A 14,975-nucleotide genomic window follows, 5' to 3' on the forward strand; every position below is an offset into this window, starting at 1 on the left:
AAGTTTGATACAAGGAATGAGGAGTAAAGCCTACTAATTGCTAGGTGAACGACGAATGACGCCGTACGCAAATTCAAATGTTTTTACTATATATTTTGCTTGTAGTTTTTTCTTATATAGCTATACTTCAATTCAATAATGTATTCAATATATCCTATACAATTAATAAGTTTAAAATTTATACTTACGAGGGTATAATATGGTAAATATTAGGCATAAAACCTTTGCCGTACAAGTTGGATCTGTCACTATAGGGGGCAATGCTCCTATAGCTATTCAATCTATGACAGATACTGATACAGCGAATGCTATTGCTACTTCTGCACAAATAATAGACTTAGCCAAAGCTGGTTCTGAATTAGTAAGAATCACTGTCAATAATGAAGAGTCTGCTAAACAAGTGCCTGTTATAAAGGACCTATTACTTGCAAAGAATTGTAATGTAGCTTTGGTTGGAGATTTTCATTATAATGGACATACTTTACTTACTAAATATCCAGAATGTGCAAAAACTTTAGACAAATATCGTATTAACCCTGGTAATGTAGGTTCAAAACAAAAACATGATCCTCAGTTTAAAACTATTATTGAAATGGCGCTTAAACACAACAAACCTATACGTATTGGAGTGAATTGGGGAAGCTTAGATCAAGATTTAGCTTCCTCGCTTATGGATCAGAATGCGCAAAGTGCAATGCCCCTTACTTCTGAGTTAGTATTACAAAACGCTCTGGTATTATCGGCTTTAACTAGTGCAAAAAAAGCTGAAGAGATCGGATTACCTAGTAATCAAATTATCCTATCATGTAAAGTTAGTAGAGTACAAGATTTAATTGCAATCTATCGAAAATTGGCAGAATGCTCTAACTATGCTTTACATTTGGGTTTAACTGAAGCAGGAATGGGTTCAAAAGGCGTAATATCTTCTACAGCCGCCTTGGCTACCTTATTACAAGAAGGTATAGGTGATACTATCAGAGTTTCCTTAACTCCAGAACCAGGAGCAGCAAGAGAGAAAGAAGTATTAGTATGCCAAGAAATTTTACAAGCTATGGATATACGTTCTTTTGCGCCAAGTATTACTTCATGCCCTGGATGTGGTAGAACTACCAGTAGTTATTTTAGAGAATTAACTGCTGATATTCAGAATTTTATTAGACAAAATATGGAATTTTGGAGTGAAGACTTTATAGGCGTAGAAAATATGACTATTGCAGTTATGGGATGTATAGTTAATGGCCCTGGTGAAAGCAAACATGCTAATATAGGAATTAGCTTACCAGGTAATGGTGAAAATCCTGCTGCACCAGTCTTTATTGATGGTAAAAAATATGCTACTCTACGTGGTAATAATATAGCAAATGACTTTAAAAATATCATTTGTGAATATGTAAAGATAAAATACACCAAAAAGAGGTAAATAATGGCATTAGTTGAGACACCTAAAGTTGACATAGGATGGAAAGCAGTAGATTTTTCATTAAAAGCTACTGATAACAAATATTATAACCTAAGTAGTGTCAAAGGTACAAAAGGATTACTTATAATGTTTATATGTAACCATTGTCCTTATGTTAAAGCTGTATTAGATAAAATTATCAGAGATGTTATAGAATTAAAGCAACATGGAATTGGAGCTATTGCAATAATGTCTAATGATATAAATAGCTATCCAGAGGATTCTTTTGAGAACATGAAAAAACTTGCTATAGCTAAAACTTTTCCAATGCCGTATGTTATAGATGAGACACAAGAAATTGCTAAGAAATATGATGCCGTATGCACACCAGATTTTTTTGGGTTTAATAGCAAGTTAGAGTTACAATATAGAGGACGTATTGATGATGCACGCCTAGAACAAAAATCTAATAGTAATCGTGACTTATTTAATGCAATGGTAGAAATTGCAAAAACTGATCATACTAAAGTAAAACAATTTCCAAGTATGGGATGTTCAATAAAATGGAAAGATTAAAACCAATTATATTACCCTATCTTGGAATATATCCTAAAATAGCACCTGATGCTTTCATTGCCCCAGGGGCATGTATTATAGGAGATGTGGAAATTGGTAGTGGTTCTGGAATATGGTTTAATTGTGTTATAAGAGGTGATGTAGCACCAATTAAAATAGGGCATAATACGAACATCCAAGATGGTACAGTAATACATGTTACACGCAAAACCGGACCAACTAATATTGGTTCAGGGGTAACGGTAGGACATAAATGTTTATTACATGCTTGCACTATCCAAGATAGTGCATTTATTGGTATGGGTGCAACAGTAATAGATCGCACTATTGTTGAAACTAATGCTATGGTAGCAGCAGGTAGCATGGTCACTCAAGGTAAAGTTATTAAAACTGGAGAAATTTGGGCTGGTAATCCAGCAAAATTTCTACGTTTATTACGTCAAGATGAAATAGATTACTTTAAAGTATCAGAGAAAAATTATAGTAAGCATGCTGAAGAATATATAGAAATACTAAAAAATTACACATAACATCAACATGGATTACCTAAATTATGAGTATAAATTATTATTTAATATGTATTAGTATCATAGTATTTATATTATCCTATTTTGGCACCAAATATATGGTTCAGCTTATGCCAAAACTCAAAATAATGGCCATACCAGAATCACGTAGTAACCACATGCTACCAACCCCAGTAGGTGGAGGGGTCGCAATAATCTCATCCACCATAATAGGATTATGTTTACTTTCAACGATCATTCAAATAGATGTGTATGTCATACAGATTATTCTCTTATCTTTACCTCTTGTATTAATTTCATTTATTGATGATGTAAAAAATATTAGCATTTTCATTAGATTAGTATTACATATTACTGTATCAATCTGTGCTATAATGTTAATACCTAGTAATAATCTAATATTTAACGGTTTATTTCCATATACAACTGACCGCATTTTTGCTAGCTTATTACTAGCATGGTTTATTAATTGTTATAATTTTATGGATGGTATAGATGGAATGGCCGGATGCGAAACTATACATATTTCCATATCTATTTTATTATTAAATTTAATAACACATACTTTAAGCATAAGTTTTAATTACTTGAATGTATTTATTATATTATCAAGTTGTGGTTTTTTAATTTGGAACTGGCATCCAGCTAGAATTTTTATGGGTGATACAGGCAGTATTACACTTGGCTTTATATTAGGATGTACTTTACTACATATAGCAAGCAAAGGCTTGTTTCTACAAGCTTTACTTATTCCACTATATTATATACTTGATGCCGGAATTACCATGGTCCGAAGATTAATTACTAAACAAAACATATTTAAAGCCCATTCAGAACATTTTTTTCAACAAGCGGTACGGCGTGGTTTATCACATGCGACTGTAGTGAAAAAAGTGATTTTACTAAATCTAGTGTTATTATTACTAACACTAATTAGTGTGATCATTAAATTATAAATAAAACATAAAATATTATTTAAGCACTATATTATAGCGTATGATCAATAGTAGTTTAATATGGTTTATTTAATTTATTATTTATATAATTGTGTAAATATTATTGGACGTAACTTATCTATAATCTAAAAAATTTTAAAGTGTGAAATTATTTTTTTTAAAACTCATACCTCTATTTAAAATGGCTTTCGTAAGTTTAGCAGCTCCCCTAGCCGTACTGATCATATATCTACTATATGGCAAGCTAACCTTAATTGACCTCATTGGCTGGATATTAATTTCTCTTCCTAGTATTCTTCTTTTATTAAGGCCATATATTAATGACCTAAATACTCTAACTAAATATGTTGAGAAATTATCACATGACCATAAGGTAAAGCCCCCTTATTTACCATATTTATCTAATATAGAAAATTTATCTAGCGCCATCAGTAAACTGAATACTTCTTGGCAAAATAAACAAGTGGAATTAGAATCTTTTAGCACGGAAAATCAAATTTTAGTAGATAATTTACCTGATATTATACTTATTATAAATGATGAAATGGATATTACACGAGCCAATTGTATTGCTTTAACCACTTTTGGTTTAGATATAGTAGGAAAAAATATCAATCACATTATCTCCAATAACTTATTACTAAGTTTTATAAAATGGAGTATGCATGATCGTCATTTAAAAACTTTAGAAGTAGCTTTAGGAGAGAATTCTACTGAGCCATATTATATAGTTCGTATCAAGCAGTTTCCTCTAATTAACCAAGACAAAATAAGCGTAATGGTATCTATGACCAATATCACTAACTCAAAAAGAACAGAATTGCTCTTAACTGATTTTATTGCAAATGTAAGCCATGAAATCAGAACTCCTCTTACAAGCTTAAAAGGTTTTATAGAAATTTTACAAACTACTGCAAAAGACGATTTTGAAATACAGGAAAAATTCCTTAAAATCATGGGTGAACAAGTTCAAAGGCTTACCATGCTGGTTAATAATCTCCTATCTTTGTCTAAAGCTGAAATGAATGTCAATATTCTACCCTCTACACAAATTGATATTATACAAGCTATTAATACAGTGATTGATGAAACTTATGGTAGTCGTAAGTCAAAAAATCTAGATATATTGTTCCATACAGAAGATCACATACCTTTAATTACTGCCGACTATGGACAAATGATTCAACTTTTCACCAATCTTATAGGTAATTCCATCAAATATGCCCATTCTAATAGCACTATTACAATTAGCTTAAAATTATTAAAAGCTATACCTACTGAGCTAATGAATATTATCTCTAATGCTAAATCATTGATAGAAATCTCAATCAAAGATATAAGTGATGGTATAGAAGAAAAGCATATTCCAAGACTTACAGAACGATTTTATATGGTCAATCAATCACGCCAAACTGGCACAGGCCTTGGCCTTTCTATAGTAAAACAAATTATTGCCCGTCACCAAGGTAATTTAAAAATTGAAAGCACTATAGGAGAAGGTAGCATTTTTACTATTTATTTACCGGTAGAATATTTATGAGCTTGATTAATAAAAAAACTAAAGTATGTGTATTCCCTGCAGGGACAGAAATTGGTCTTGAAATTTACCGTTCATTAAATGGTATAAAATCCTTGGAGTTAATAGGCGCCAATACTATAGAAGATTCTTCTTTTCTATTATACCTTAATTATATTAATGTGGATTTTGATATTAACTCAATTGACTTGGCAATTAAGCTAGCAGCTTTATGCAACAAATATCAAATCGACATTTTAATTCCTGCACACGATGAGGTTATATATAAACTATCCTCTAAACAAGCCTTATTTAATAACACTATTCTATTTATGCCCTCTGCTGAGACTTGTGAAATTTTACGGTTTAAATCTAAAACATATAAGCATTTTAAAGATTTTATTTCTGTACCAAAACAATTTTCTCAAGAAGATCTTTCTGCAATCCAAAATAAAGTCTTTGTTAAACCTGATAATGGGCAAGGTTCTAAAGGCACCATATTGTGTGAAAATGGTATTGAAGCTTTAAAATACCTAAATAATAACCCAGATTTAATTGCTACTGAATTTCTTCCAGGAGATGAATATACTATTGACTGTTATAGTAACAAAGATGGTAAGTTACTATGCGCAGTAGCACGAAAACGTAGTAAAATTGCTGGTGGTATTGCCATCACTAGTGAAGTTATACCATCAACACAAAATATGGAATTTATAGAGATGGCCTCCACTATCAATAAACATATCCCTTTATGGGGAGTATGGTTTTTTCAAGTAAAAAGAAATCAACACGGAAAACTAACCTTATTAGAAATAGCAAACAGAGTGCCAGGATCTTACAGCCTTAGTCGCTCTCAAGGTGTTAATGGCTTAGAAATTCAACTTTATGAAGCTTTAGGTCACCATATCACTGAGCTACCTAAACTACCCTATATGGGCACATTATATAGGCATCTAACTTGCCAAGTTTTATTAGGCTTAAATTTTTCATGTATATATGTTGATTTTGACGATACAATTATCCAAAATGGCAAAGTTAATTATCTATTAATTGCCCAATTATATCGCTGGCGTTCAAATAATTATCAAATTATTCTTTTAACAAGGCACAAAGGAAATCTAACTCAGTCTTTATATGAGTATGGTTTATATTCTTTATTTCACAAGATCCATCATATTTTAACTGAACAACCAAAATCAGATTTCATTCAACATCATGATGCAATATTTATTGATGATTCTTTTAAAGAACGTACTGAAGTTGCAAACACCAAACAGATATACTGTTTTTCCCCTGAATCAGCTATTTTAATAGCTGATTAGTGTTTTCTACTTGGATATATATAGTAAAAACAGTTGAAGTTTGATACAAGGAATGAGGCGCAAAGCCTACTGATTGCTAGGTGAACATTGATCGACGCCGCAGGCAAATTCAAATGTTTTTACTATAGTAGCGTAAGTGGGTATACAAATAATAGACTACCTACATAATTTAGCCGCTAATTCAGCTACATGCTTGCCTTGAAACTTAGCCATATCTTTTTCTACTTCTTGCACGACTCTACTACCATCACCTGCCAGAGTACCGGCTCCATAAGGACTGCCTCCTCTTACCTCATATGTATAGTCAATTAAGTTGAGAATGGCATAGAGAAGCCATAATCAATAGCATCGCTAAGGTTATTAAAATTAGTAATGATAGGTTTGATTTTAGCTTTTAAATGAGCCCAATATTTTTCAATTGGGTTGAGATCAGGAGAGTAAGGTGGTAAGAATAAAAGTTTACAGCCTATATCTTCTATTAAATTCCTAGTTCTAGCTGACTTATGGAACGTTGCATTATCAAGTATTACAACTTGACCAAATCTTAGTTCGGGCACCAAACACTGACTAACCCACTCGTTAAAAACTTCTGTATTACATGTGCCCTTGAAACACATTGGCGCAATAATTTTCTTCCCAACCTTACCTGCAATAAAGCTTTCTCGATCATGTTTTTTACCTGAGATATCACCATAAACTTTACTTCCTCTGAGACTGTATCCCCAAGAATAGTACAAATAGCTATCAATTCCACTCTCATCAATATAAACTATATCTTCCGCTTTATAGTTTGCGATAGCTGCCAAAAATAATTGCCGTTTTGCTTCATCCCGTTCACGATAGAGTGTGGTCTTTTTTTTCGTGTGATCCCCAAAGTCTTGAATGCCAAACAGATAGCAGCTGTAGACACATTAAAAACCTTTGCAAAATCAGATAATAGCCAATTGCTGTTTTTAGACACCTCGTTTAATAATTTGATTGGATCAAGCTTCTTCCATGGCTTAGCTGCTCGTGTGGCTGCTAAATTCCCGGATTTCGATCTCGATAACCATCTATAAATTGTTCTTTCACCTATGCCAAAAATTCTTGCAGCTTCTTCTCTGGTATAACCTTTATTAACATAGTGAATTACTTTTTTACGTAAATCTAAGGAATATGCCATTGCTTCTACTGTTTTGGGTTTATGAGCTTTTTAATATATCATATATCATGTCTTTATCAACTTAATTTACTATATTGTTAGATCTCCTATTGATGGATCGTTTTACATAACTGATAATCTTAATTTTCGTGTACAATTCTTTGATAATAATGGAGTTTACCAAGGGCAGTTCGGTTCGCAGGGTAGTGGTAATGGACAATTTTATGATCATAACGGTATTGCTATAGATACTACTACTAATAAAATTTTTGTAGCTGATAGTGGTAATTTTCGGGTACAGTTTTTTGATAATAATGGAGTTTACCAAGGGCAGTTTGGTTCTCAAGGAACAGCAGATGGACAATTCCAAAATCCTTTTGCTCTTGGGTTTAATAATAACTTGAATACGTTATACGTAACGGATCTGGTCAGCAATAATATACAAATTTTTGACAATAATGGTAATTTCTTAAATAAACTTGATTCTTCAAGTATTCCTCCTGTAATTATTTCACAACCTAGCGATATAGCCATAGATAATGCAGATAATATATATGTATCAGAATTAAGCGGTCGTATGACAACCATTTATAGTACTCCCATACCTATTAATCACTTTGGTTTACCAGGTAGTGGTAAAGATCAATTTAATGGTCCACGAGGTATTCATGTTACCAACTACGGGACAATTTATGTAGCAGATTCTGCTAATCGCCGCATCGTCGTGCTATTTGAACCGAATAGCTGGACAACTGCTGGTACTACAATACTTGGTACGTTACCTCTTAATCAAAATTTAACGTTACAAAATGGCTATAATCTACAAATACAGCCAATGATAGATACTACTTCAAGCACTCCTATAACTTCAGATGGTAAGCTTTCTGTAATTAGTGGTGCAACTTTAACTGCAAATAATGGAAGCAGTATCACTGCTAGATCAATGGAAATTGATAATACTTCAACTTTCAATTTAAATGATGGTTCTACTTTCTCTATTACAGAAGATATTATATCTAATGGTACATGGCAAATTCAAGGTGCGCGTACTATTAGTAATAACGTAACTGGGACTGGTCAGATATCAAAAACTAATCCAGGAGAATTAGCTTTTGATTCTAATAGTGTGACTGCTGATACAGTGAACATACAGCAAGGTTCTTTTAAACTTACGAATGCTACCTTAAATGCGACTACAAATCTAAGTAGCACTGTACCTTTAACTATAGAAGATAGCGCTACTCTTACAGGAAGTATTGTTAGTACAGATAATATTATCAAAACAGGAAATGGTGAGGCATTATTTGATAATAATGATGTGACTGCCAATAATCTAGATATACAACAAGGTGATGTTAGAACAATTAATACTTCCTTCTATACTCCTATTAATATTGCGACGAATTCGAATTTATATTTAGAGGGGGTAAACGTAATGAATAATAATATTACTGGTACAGGGAATATTGTTAAAACTGGAATTGGAGAATCAGTATTCGAGGCAGCCACCAGCATTGCTGCTAATAACTTAAATATAGAAGAAGGTAGTCTGAGATTTGTAGATAGCACCTTAAATATAACTAATCCTATAAATATTGCGTTTGGTGCTGGTTTAGTTATCGATTTTGACAGTGCTATCAGTACTAACATTACAGGTGCAGGTAATATAACTAAAAGAGCTCTTGGTGAATTATCTTTTAATTTTAATGAAGTTACTGCTAATTCTTTAGATGTACAGCAAGGTTCTTTAAAACTAAATAATGTAAGGCTCACTACTAACACTACTATTACTAGTGGCTCACCTTTAACTATAGAAGGAAATAACACTGTTATTGGTAATATTACTAGTAATGCTAGCCTCATTAAAACTGGCCTTGGCGAATTATTGTCTAATAACAATACGATCACTGCAACCAATTTAGATATTCAACAAGGTGATGTGAGATCTGCAGGTACCAATTATAATACTCCTATCAATATTGCTACTGGATCGAATTTTATTCTATTTAACAACAATAATTTATTTGAAGATGTTTCTGGAACAGGAAACATAATTAAAAATGGCCTTGGTACTACTAATTTTAATAACAACACTATTACCACTCCTGCTCTGGATATCCAGCAAGGCACTATAGTTCTAAATAACAGTAATATTAATGCCCCTGTCACCGTTGGAAATAGTGCAAAACTAAAGGGCACAGGAGCTATTTTAAGCAACCTTATTAATAATGGTATTGTAGCACCTGGTGCTTCTCCTGGCATCATCACCGTAACTGGCAATTATACTACAGCTCCCGGCGCTTCTCTTGAAAGCTATATTGCTCCAAGCGCAAGTCCCGTTGCTGGTATTGATTATTCTCAGCTCTTAGTCAATGGCACAGCTGACATTACAGCTAACAACCTTGTGGTGAATGCTGCAATTGGATCGTACACTAATGGTGCTGAATATCAACTTTTAACAGCTGATAATGGCATTAATGGAGAGTTTGCTAATTATACCTTAAACATTACAGGACCTTATGAAGCTCCTATAACTTACACGCCTAACCAGGTGTTATTAACTATTGTCAAAAAAGATATCCCTCATATCCCTGATATTCCTCCTTCCCTTACTATTAAACATGCTAATAGTTTAGTTGACTATATCAATTCTTTAACCAATATGAGTCCTGATTTTATTAAAATACTTGATGTTTTAGATAAATTACCTATCGATGAACGAGATAATGCTGTTAAAAGTATGTCTCCTAATCGCAATTTAACTGCTAATTATGTTAATCAAGATATGAACCAACTTATTCAGGGCATTACTAGCGCTCGTTTAGATATCATTAGTTCTCATGATACTAATTTTAACGCTCACTCAAACCTTATGGCTACTGATCATAATAAAAAGGATCTTTTATCATCCACTAAGGCTAGTTTGATCAATAATATTTCTTCTAATCTCAATAATAACTGGTTAAACTCTGAAAAACATGCTGTATGGGCCTCACCATTTGCGCAGTTTATTAGGCAAGATACTTCTAAAAAGGGTAGGGGATATAAAGCAAAAATTGGTGGAATGATTATTGGTTATGATCAAAAACTTTCCAGTTCAGTGATAGGAGGTATATCTCTTGGTTATTATCAGGCTATGTTTGATCATAATAGTCATGGAGGTAATGATAATAAAATTAAAGGCACTTTTGCAACTATTTATGGTAGTAAAACTATAAATAATAGTTATCTTAATGGATCTTTACTAACAGCGTATAATAATCATCATTTAAATAGGCAGATTAATATACCAACATTAGCCACTGCTTATGCAACAAGTAAACATAGATCTTATGAGGTTAGCCCAAGAGTAGAGCTAGGATATAATATTAAAACAGATTGTAATTACCAAATCACGCCTTTTGCAGCGACTGAATATAGTATAATTTTTGAAAATGGCTATACCGAAAAAGGAGCAAACGCGCTTGATATGCGAGTTAAGTCTGGGCAAAATCATCTATTCACAAATGAACTGGGTATCAAGTTACGTAAAGCTATAAAACTAAGTTCAGAAGAAGAATTAAATATTAAAGGCAAACTTAGTTATATAAATAAAACTCGCTCTAAAAAACATAACAAAATTAAATCAGGCTTTAAAGAACAAACTGCTAGCTATAGTAGTAACAATTATAGCAAAGCTGAGCATCAAATCTCTCCATCAGTTGAGATAGAACTCAATAAGAAAAATGGTGTTTCTGTTGGAGGAAGATATAGTGGTGAATTTAGTAAATCCTTCCAGGCTCATGAAGCACTCTTCAATTTGGGAATGCAATTTTAACTTTAATATATTATACGTTCCTATCTTACATTTTTTGTATATTAAATATTATTAATATAAATTGACTATTAAAATATTATTTATATAGTAATATTAATATAAATATTAAGAGTATAAAAGATGTCCCGAGAAAAAGCTTATTCTGCTCAGGATAATATAGGTTTGCATAGAGAAAATCGGCCAGCCTTATTAAATAACAATTTATTATCTGCTATCTTAAATAAATATAGTAAATTAAGTTGATAAAGACATGATATATGATATATTAAAAAGCTCATAAACCCAAAACAGTAGAAGCAATGGCATATTCCTTAGATTTACGTAAAAAAGTAATTCACTATGTTAATAAAGGTTATACCAGAGAAGAAGCTGCAAGAATTTTTGGCATAGGTGAAAGAACAATTTATAGATGGTTATCGAGATCGAAATCCGGGAATTTAGCAGCCACACGAGCAGCTAAGCCATGGAAGAAGCTTGATCCAATCAAATTATTAAACGAGGTGTCTAAAAACAGCAATTGGCTATTATCTGATTTTGCAAAGGTTTTTAATGTGTCTACAGCTGCTATCTGTTTGGCATTCAAGACTTTGGGGATCACACGAAAAAAAAGACCACACTCTATCGTGAACGGGATGAAGCAAAACGGCAATTATTTTTGGCAGCTATCGCAAACTATAAAGCGGAAGATATAGTTTATATTGATGAGAGTGGAATTGATAGCTATTTGTACTATTCTTGGGGATACAGTCTCAGAGGAAGTAAAGTTTATGGTGATATCTCAGGTAAAAAACATGATCGAGAAAGCTTTATTGCAGGTAAGGTTGGGAAGAAAATTATTGCGCCAATGTGTTTCAAGGGCACATGTAATACAGAAGTTTTTAACGAGTGGGTTAGTCAGTGTTTGGTGCCCGAACTAAGATTTGGTCAAGTTGTAATACTTGATAATGCAACGTTCCATAAGTCAGCTAGAACTAGGAATTTAATAGAAGATATAGGCTGTAAACTTTTATTCTTACCACCTTACTCTCCTGATCTCAACCCAATTGAAAAATATTGGGCTCATTTAAAAGCTAAAATCAAACCTATCATTACTAATTTTAATAACCTTAGCGATGCTATTGATTATGGCTTCTCTATGCTATTCTCAACTTAATTGACTATAAAAGAATATAGGCAGCATTCTGAGATTGATCCTCATTGGAATAAATGGGTTCTTATCCGAAATAATATAGCTCATAGCAAATCTTTTGGTAGTTTAGTTAACAGCCCGAACATTATCTATTCTAATTTACAAGAATGCTTTATGTTAAAAGAAAAGATAGCAGTCCTTTTAAAAGATCACAATTTTGAAATCTTAAGCAAGAATTTTCCTAATTCTTTACCTCAAGAAGAAAAATCTACTAAGAGTAAAGTTATAGAGAAACCTGAATTTCATAAGTTAGAAAATATTAGAAAAAATAAAGAAGCCATAATTAAGGCAGAAAAAATCAAACAAGATGAACAATTTTTGGAAACAGAATTTCAGAAGAGTCTAGCCATCAAACAATCAAAACTACTCAAGTTAGATGAAGAAGATAGACAATGGCATAACCTTATAAATGGAATTTTTGAGCATAATGTAGAAGCTGTAAGTGAAGTACTCAAAAATTATAAAGGTGATATTAATAAAAATATAAAATTTACCTTAAGATCTAGTATAGATAATAATCTGTTATTTTATCTCCAAGATTATTCAGACCTCGCACAAAATGTTATACTTATAAAGGCTCTTCCTTCAATTACTTCACCTGAGCAAGTAATATATTTAACACCGTTAGCTATTGCCATCAAAACTGAAGACTCTACCGAAAATTTGGAAATATGTACTTTATTAAAGGCTCATAATCCTAATCCGAATGTATTAATAATAGACGATGTTGGAAAACTACATCCTCTATTACATGACGCTATAGTATTAAGTAGTGAAAAAAAAGTTAGATTATTATTAGAATTAGGAGCGAATCCTGATGCTGTAGATTATAGAGGACTTACTGCATTGAAGTTTGCTGTAATAAAGTACACAAAAGAAAATATAATGGAAAACATAATTGATAATTTAATTGAATATGGAGTCAATTTAGATTTTAAACCTAATCTTGAATACTCTACATATATGAATACTATAACTAAATCTATCAATATGAATGCTTTACAAGTATGTAGCGCAAACCATACTAATACTCATATTGCTTTAAAGATAATTAAAACAGCTTTATTGCAAGGTGGTTTATATTATGCTTGCAAGTTAATGCATGAACCATACCGAATTGTGCAAGAAAAAGAAGACTCTCAACTAATATATATAAATAATCGAGATACCCTAAGAGATTGTATGGACAGAAGTGATAACCATTCAATGAAAAAATTAGGTAGATTAATGACAAATATAGTACAAATAGGTATAGAGGGTAATCTGGAGACTAGAAGACTTTATATAGATATAGTAGAAAATAATCATGAGCAAGTCACAAGTTTCTTTAAAGAAAAATCACCAGAAGAAATTTGTAAAATTTTTAGTCATAAAATCCAGATTACTGTATCTAAATATTTTGAGGGTCTCACTGCTCTTACTTTAGCTAACGAATTACAGCATATATCTATGTTAACTTCTTTAAAAGAAATATATTCAGACGCTTTAAAGACAGTGCAACAGCAAAATAAATACCAAGCTATGATTAAAAATGAACACTCTCAAGAATCTACACTCCAGAGGATGTAACCTATTTAATATAGTAAATTGATTTGAAACCGGGACGCAGTTATAGCTGTGGCAATTTAAGTATTACTTTGTTGTTCGTTGCCTACAGTAGTATTTCTACGCTTTCTGCCTCACGCTTCGTATTATTTTAAATTGCCTTTGCTATAGCTCAATCCTTGTTTTTAAAATTATTTTTATATTTAAAATATAATATCAAAACCGCTATTGCCATGCTATACCATGTAATGGCATAAGCAAGATGATCATTTCTAATTTCGTGTAATGAAAATTTATTAGGCTGTAATTCATCTTCATTAGAATTATATTGTAATAATATAGCGTTATACAAAACTATTCCTAAATAGTTAGATATCTCTTGTAATTTTATCCAAAATAATAAATTCTTTTTTGTTTCATTATTAGGTACAAAATATGGTTTTCGTGTTTCTGGAATTAATATACCTTCTATAATTTGCTCTTTATTTTGAGTATTATCTGATCTTATTGTCGGTATCTTTTGTTTTGCTTCTATAAAACCACGATTTACTAGAATAAATTTATCTGTTTCATAGGCAAATGGAGTCACAATAAAATATCCAGGTTTGCCATTTGGGCTCATATTACCTGCATATAAATATAATTCTTTATTATGCAAAAACTTACCTTGAATTTTAACTTTCCTATAATTTAGATGAGCTTTATTATTAAAAACTAAATCTTTATTGCCTATCGTATCCATAGATAAGTTGGTTTTAATTGCTTGAATAACATTTAATTTCCATTTTAATCTATAAATTTGCCAGCTACCTAAACTTATTAGCATAAAAAATATGATACAGCTTATAATTGAAAAACTTACCGAAGGACTCAATTTTATTTTATTCATATAAAAACCATGATTATTAAATTCTATTTAAACTATATTATTTTTTAATGATATATTTACTATTTCTTTACGCTATTACATTCTAATAGTTAGAATTA

The 14,975-nt window shown here is 31.7% G+C and carries 13 protein-coding genes; 10 read left to right on the forward strand and 3 right to left on the reverse strand.

The features are described from left to right. Nucleotides 1-199 precede the first annotated feature (199 nt). From ispG to NOVO_05975, 6 genes are all read left to right on the forward strand, one after another. Nucleotides 200-1,420, forward strand: coding sequence for a 4-hydroxy-3-methylbut-2-en-1-yl diphosphate synthase (ispG, locus tag NOVO_05950; protein AIL65548.1), 1,221 nt, complete (start codon nucleotides 200-202; stop codon nucleotides 1,418-1,420). A 3-nt stretch (nucleotides 1,421-1,423) separates the two neighbouring features. Then, nucleotides 1,424-1,975 carry a Peroxiredoxin (PRX)-like protein gene (locus NOVO_05955; protein AIL65549.1) on the forward strand — a complete coding sequence of 184 codons (552 nt, stop codon included), beginning with the start codon at nucleotides 1,424-1,426 and terminating at the stop codon, nucleotides 1,973-1,975. Further along, nucleotides 1,963-2,505: a Gamma carbonic anhydrase-like protein gene (yrdA, locus tag NOVO_05960; GenBank protein AIL65550.1), complete on the forward strand. Its 543-nt coding sequence runs from the start codon at nucleotides 1,963-1,965 to the stop codon at nucleotides 2,503-2,505. Before NOVO_05955 ends, yrdA begins: the two co-directional genes overlap by 13 nt. Before the next feature lie 23 nt (nucleotides 2,506-2,528). Beyond that, the gene (gene wecA, locus NOVO_05965) at nucleotides 2,529-3,458 is read left to right on the forward strand and encodes an Undecaprenyl-phosphate alpha-N-acetylglucosaminyl 1-phosphate transferase (GenBank protein AIL65551.1); all 930 of its coding nucleotides are present in this window, start codon (nucleotides 2,529-2,531) and stop codon (nucleotides 3,456-3,458) included. A 181-nt stretch (nucleotides 3,459-3,639) separates the two neighbouring features. After that, on the forward strand, nucleotides 3,640-4,998 hold the full coding sequence (gene phoR / locus NOVO_05970; protein AIL65552.1) for a Phosphate regulon sensor protein phoR: 1,359 nt from the start codon (nucleotides 3,640-3,642) through the stop codon (nucleotides 4,996-4,998). Then, nucleotides 4,995-6,296 carry a carbamoyl phosphate synthase-like protein gene (locus NOVO_05975; GenBank protein AIL65553.1) on the forward strand — a complete coding sequence of 434 codons (1,302 nt, stop codon included), beginning with the start codon at nucleotides 4,995-4,997 and terminating at the stop codon, nucleotides 6,294-6,296. Before phoR ends, NOVO_05975 begins: the two co-directional genes overlap by 4 nt. A 308-nt stretch (nucleotides 6,297-6,604) precedes the next feature. Here NOVO_05975 and NOVO_05980 read toward each other — a convergent pair whose 3' ends face one another. Together NOVO_05980 and NOVO_05985 are read right to left on the reverse strand one after the other, a co-directional pair. Beyond that, nucleotides 6,605-6,913, reverse strand: coding sequence for a hypothetical protein (locus NOVO_05980; protein AIL65554.1), 309 nt, complete (start codon nucleotides 6,911-6,913; stop codon nucleotides 6,605-6,607). 152 nt (nucleotides 6,914-7,065) lie between these two features. Further along, entirely contained in the window at nucleotides 7,066-7,458 is a 393-nt protein-coding gene (locus tag NOVO_05985; protein ID AIL65555.1) for a Transposase, read from the reverse strand. A 379-nt stretch (nucleotides 7,459-7,837) separates the two neighbouring features. Here NOVO_05985 and NOVO_05990 point away from each other — a divergent pair, with 379 nt between their 5' ends. From NOVO_05990 to NOVO_06010, 4 genes are all read left to right on the forward strand, one after another. Continuing rightward, nucleotides 7,838-11,254, forward strand: coding sequence for an outer membrane autotransporter barrel protein (locus tag NOVO_05990; GenBank protein AIL65556.1), 3,417 nt, complete (start codon nucleotides 7,838-7,840; stop codon nucleotides 11,252-11,254). A 299-nt stretch (nucleotides 11,255-11,553) separates the two neighbouring features. Continuing rightward, on the forward strand, nucleotides 11,554-11,946 hold the full coding sequence (locus NOVO_06000) for a Transposase (protein AIL65557.1): 393 nt from the start codon (nucleotides 11,554-11,556) through the stop codon (nucleotides 11,944-11,946). Nucleotides 11,947-12,098: 152 nt separating this feature from the next. Then, nucleotides 12,099-12,407: a hypothetical protein gene (locus tag NOVO_06005; protein AIL65558.1), complete on the forward strand. Its 309-nt coding sequence runs from the start codon at nucleotides 12,099-12,101 to the stop codon at nucleotides 12,405-12,407. After that, nucleotides 12,408-14,012: an Ankyrin repeat protein gene (locus NOVO_06010; GenBank protein ID AIL65559.1), complete on the forward strand. Its 1,605-nt coding sequence runs from the start codon at nucleotides 12,408-12,410 to the stop codon at nucleotides 14,010-14,012. A gap of 148 nt (nucleotides 14,013-14,160) precedes the next feature. Here NOVO_06010 and NOVO_06015 read toward each other — a convergent pair whose 3' ends face one another. Continuing rightward, on the reverse strand, nucleotides 14,161-14,877 hold the full coding sequence (locus NOVO_06015) for an SURF1 family protein (GenBank protein AIL65560.1): 717 nt from the start codon (nucleotides 14,875-14,877) through the stop codon (nucleotides 14,161-14,163). Between the last annotated feature and the right edge of the window lie 98 nt (nucleotides 14,878-14,975).

The sequence above is a fragment of the Rickettsiales bacterium Ac37b genome, assembly GCA_000746585.2.
Lineage (GTDB): Bacteria > Pseudomonadota > Alphaproteobacteria > Rickettsiales > Arcanibacteraceae > Ac37b.

Excerpts from the sequence above, each read along its gene's own strand:
- ispG (AIL65548.1), top strand. The coding sequence starts at position 200 with ATGGTAAATATTAGGCATAAAACCTTTGCCGTACAAGTTGGATCTGTC.
- NOVO_05955 (AIL65549.1), top strand. The coding sequence starts at position 1,424 with ATGGCATTAGTTGAGACACCTAAAGTTGACATAGGATGGAAAGCAGTA.
- yrdA (AIL65550.1), top strand. The coding sequence starts at position 1,963 with ATGGAAAGATTAAAACCAATTATATTACCCTATCTTGGAATATATCCT.
- wecA (AIL65551.1), top strand. The coding sequence starts at position 2,529 with ATGAGTATAAATTATTATTTAATATGTATTAGTATCATAGTATTTATA.
- phoR (AIL65552.1), top strand. The coding sequence starts at position 3,640 with ATGGCTTTCGTAAGTTTAGCAGCTCCCCTAGCCGTACTGATCATATAT.
- NOVO_05975 (AIL65553.1), top strand. The coding sequence starts at position 4,995 with ATGAGCTTGATTAATAAAAAAACTAAAGTATGTGTATTCCCTGCAGGG.
- NOVO_05980 (AIL65554.1), bottom strand. The coding sequence starts at position 6,913 with ATGTGTTTCAAGGGCACATGTAATACAGAAGTTTTTAACGAGTGGGTT.
- NOVO_05985 (AIL65555.1), bottom strand. The coding sequence starts at position 7,458 with ATGGCATATTCCTTAGATTTACGTAAAAAAGTAATTCACTATGTTAAT.
- NOVO_06000 (AIL65557.1), top strand. The coding sequence starts at position 11,554 with ATGGCATATTCCTTAGATTTACGTAAAAAAGTAATTCACTATGTTAAT.
- NOVO_06005 (AIL65558.1), top strand. The coding sequence starts at position 12,099 with ATGTGTTTCAAGGGCACATGTAATACAGAAGTTTTTAACGAGTGGGTT.
- NOVO_06015 (AIL65560.1), bottom strand. The coding sequence starts at position 14,877 with ATGAATAAAATAAAATTGAGTCCTTCGGTAAGTTTTTCAATTATAAGC.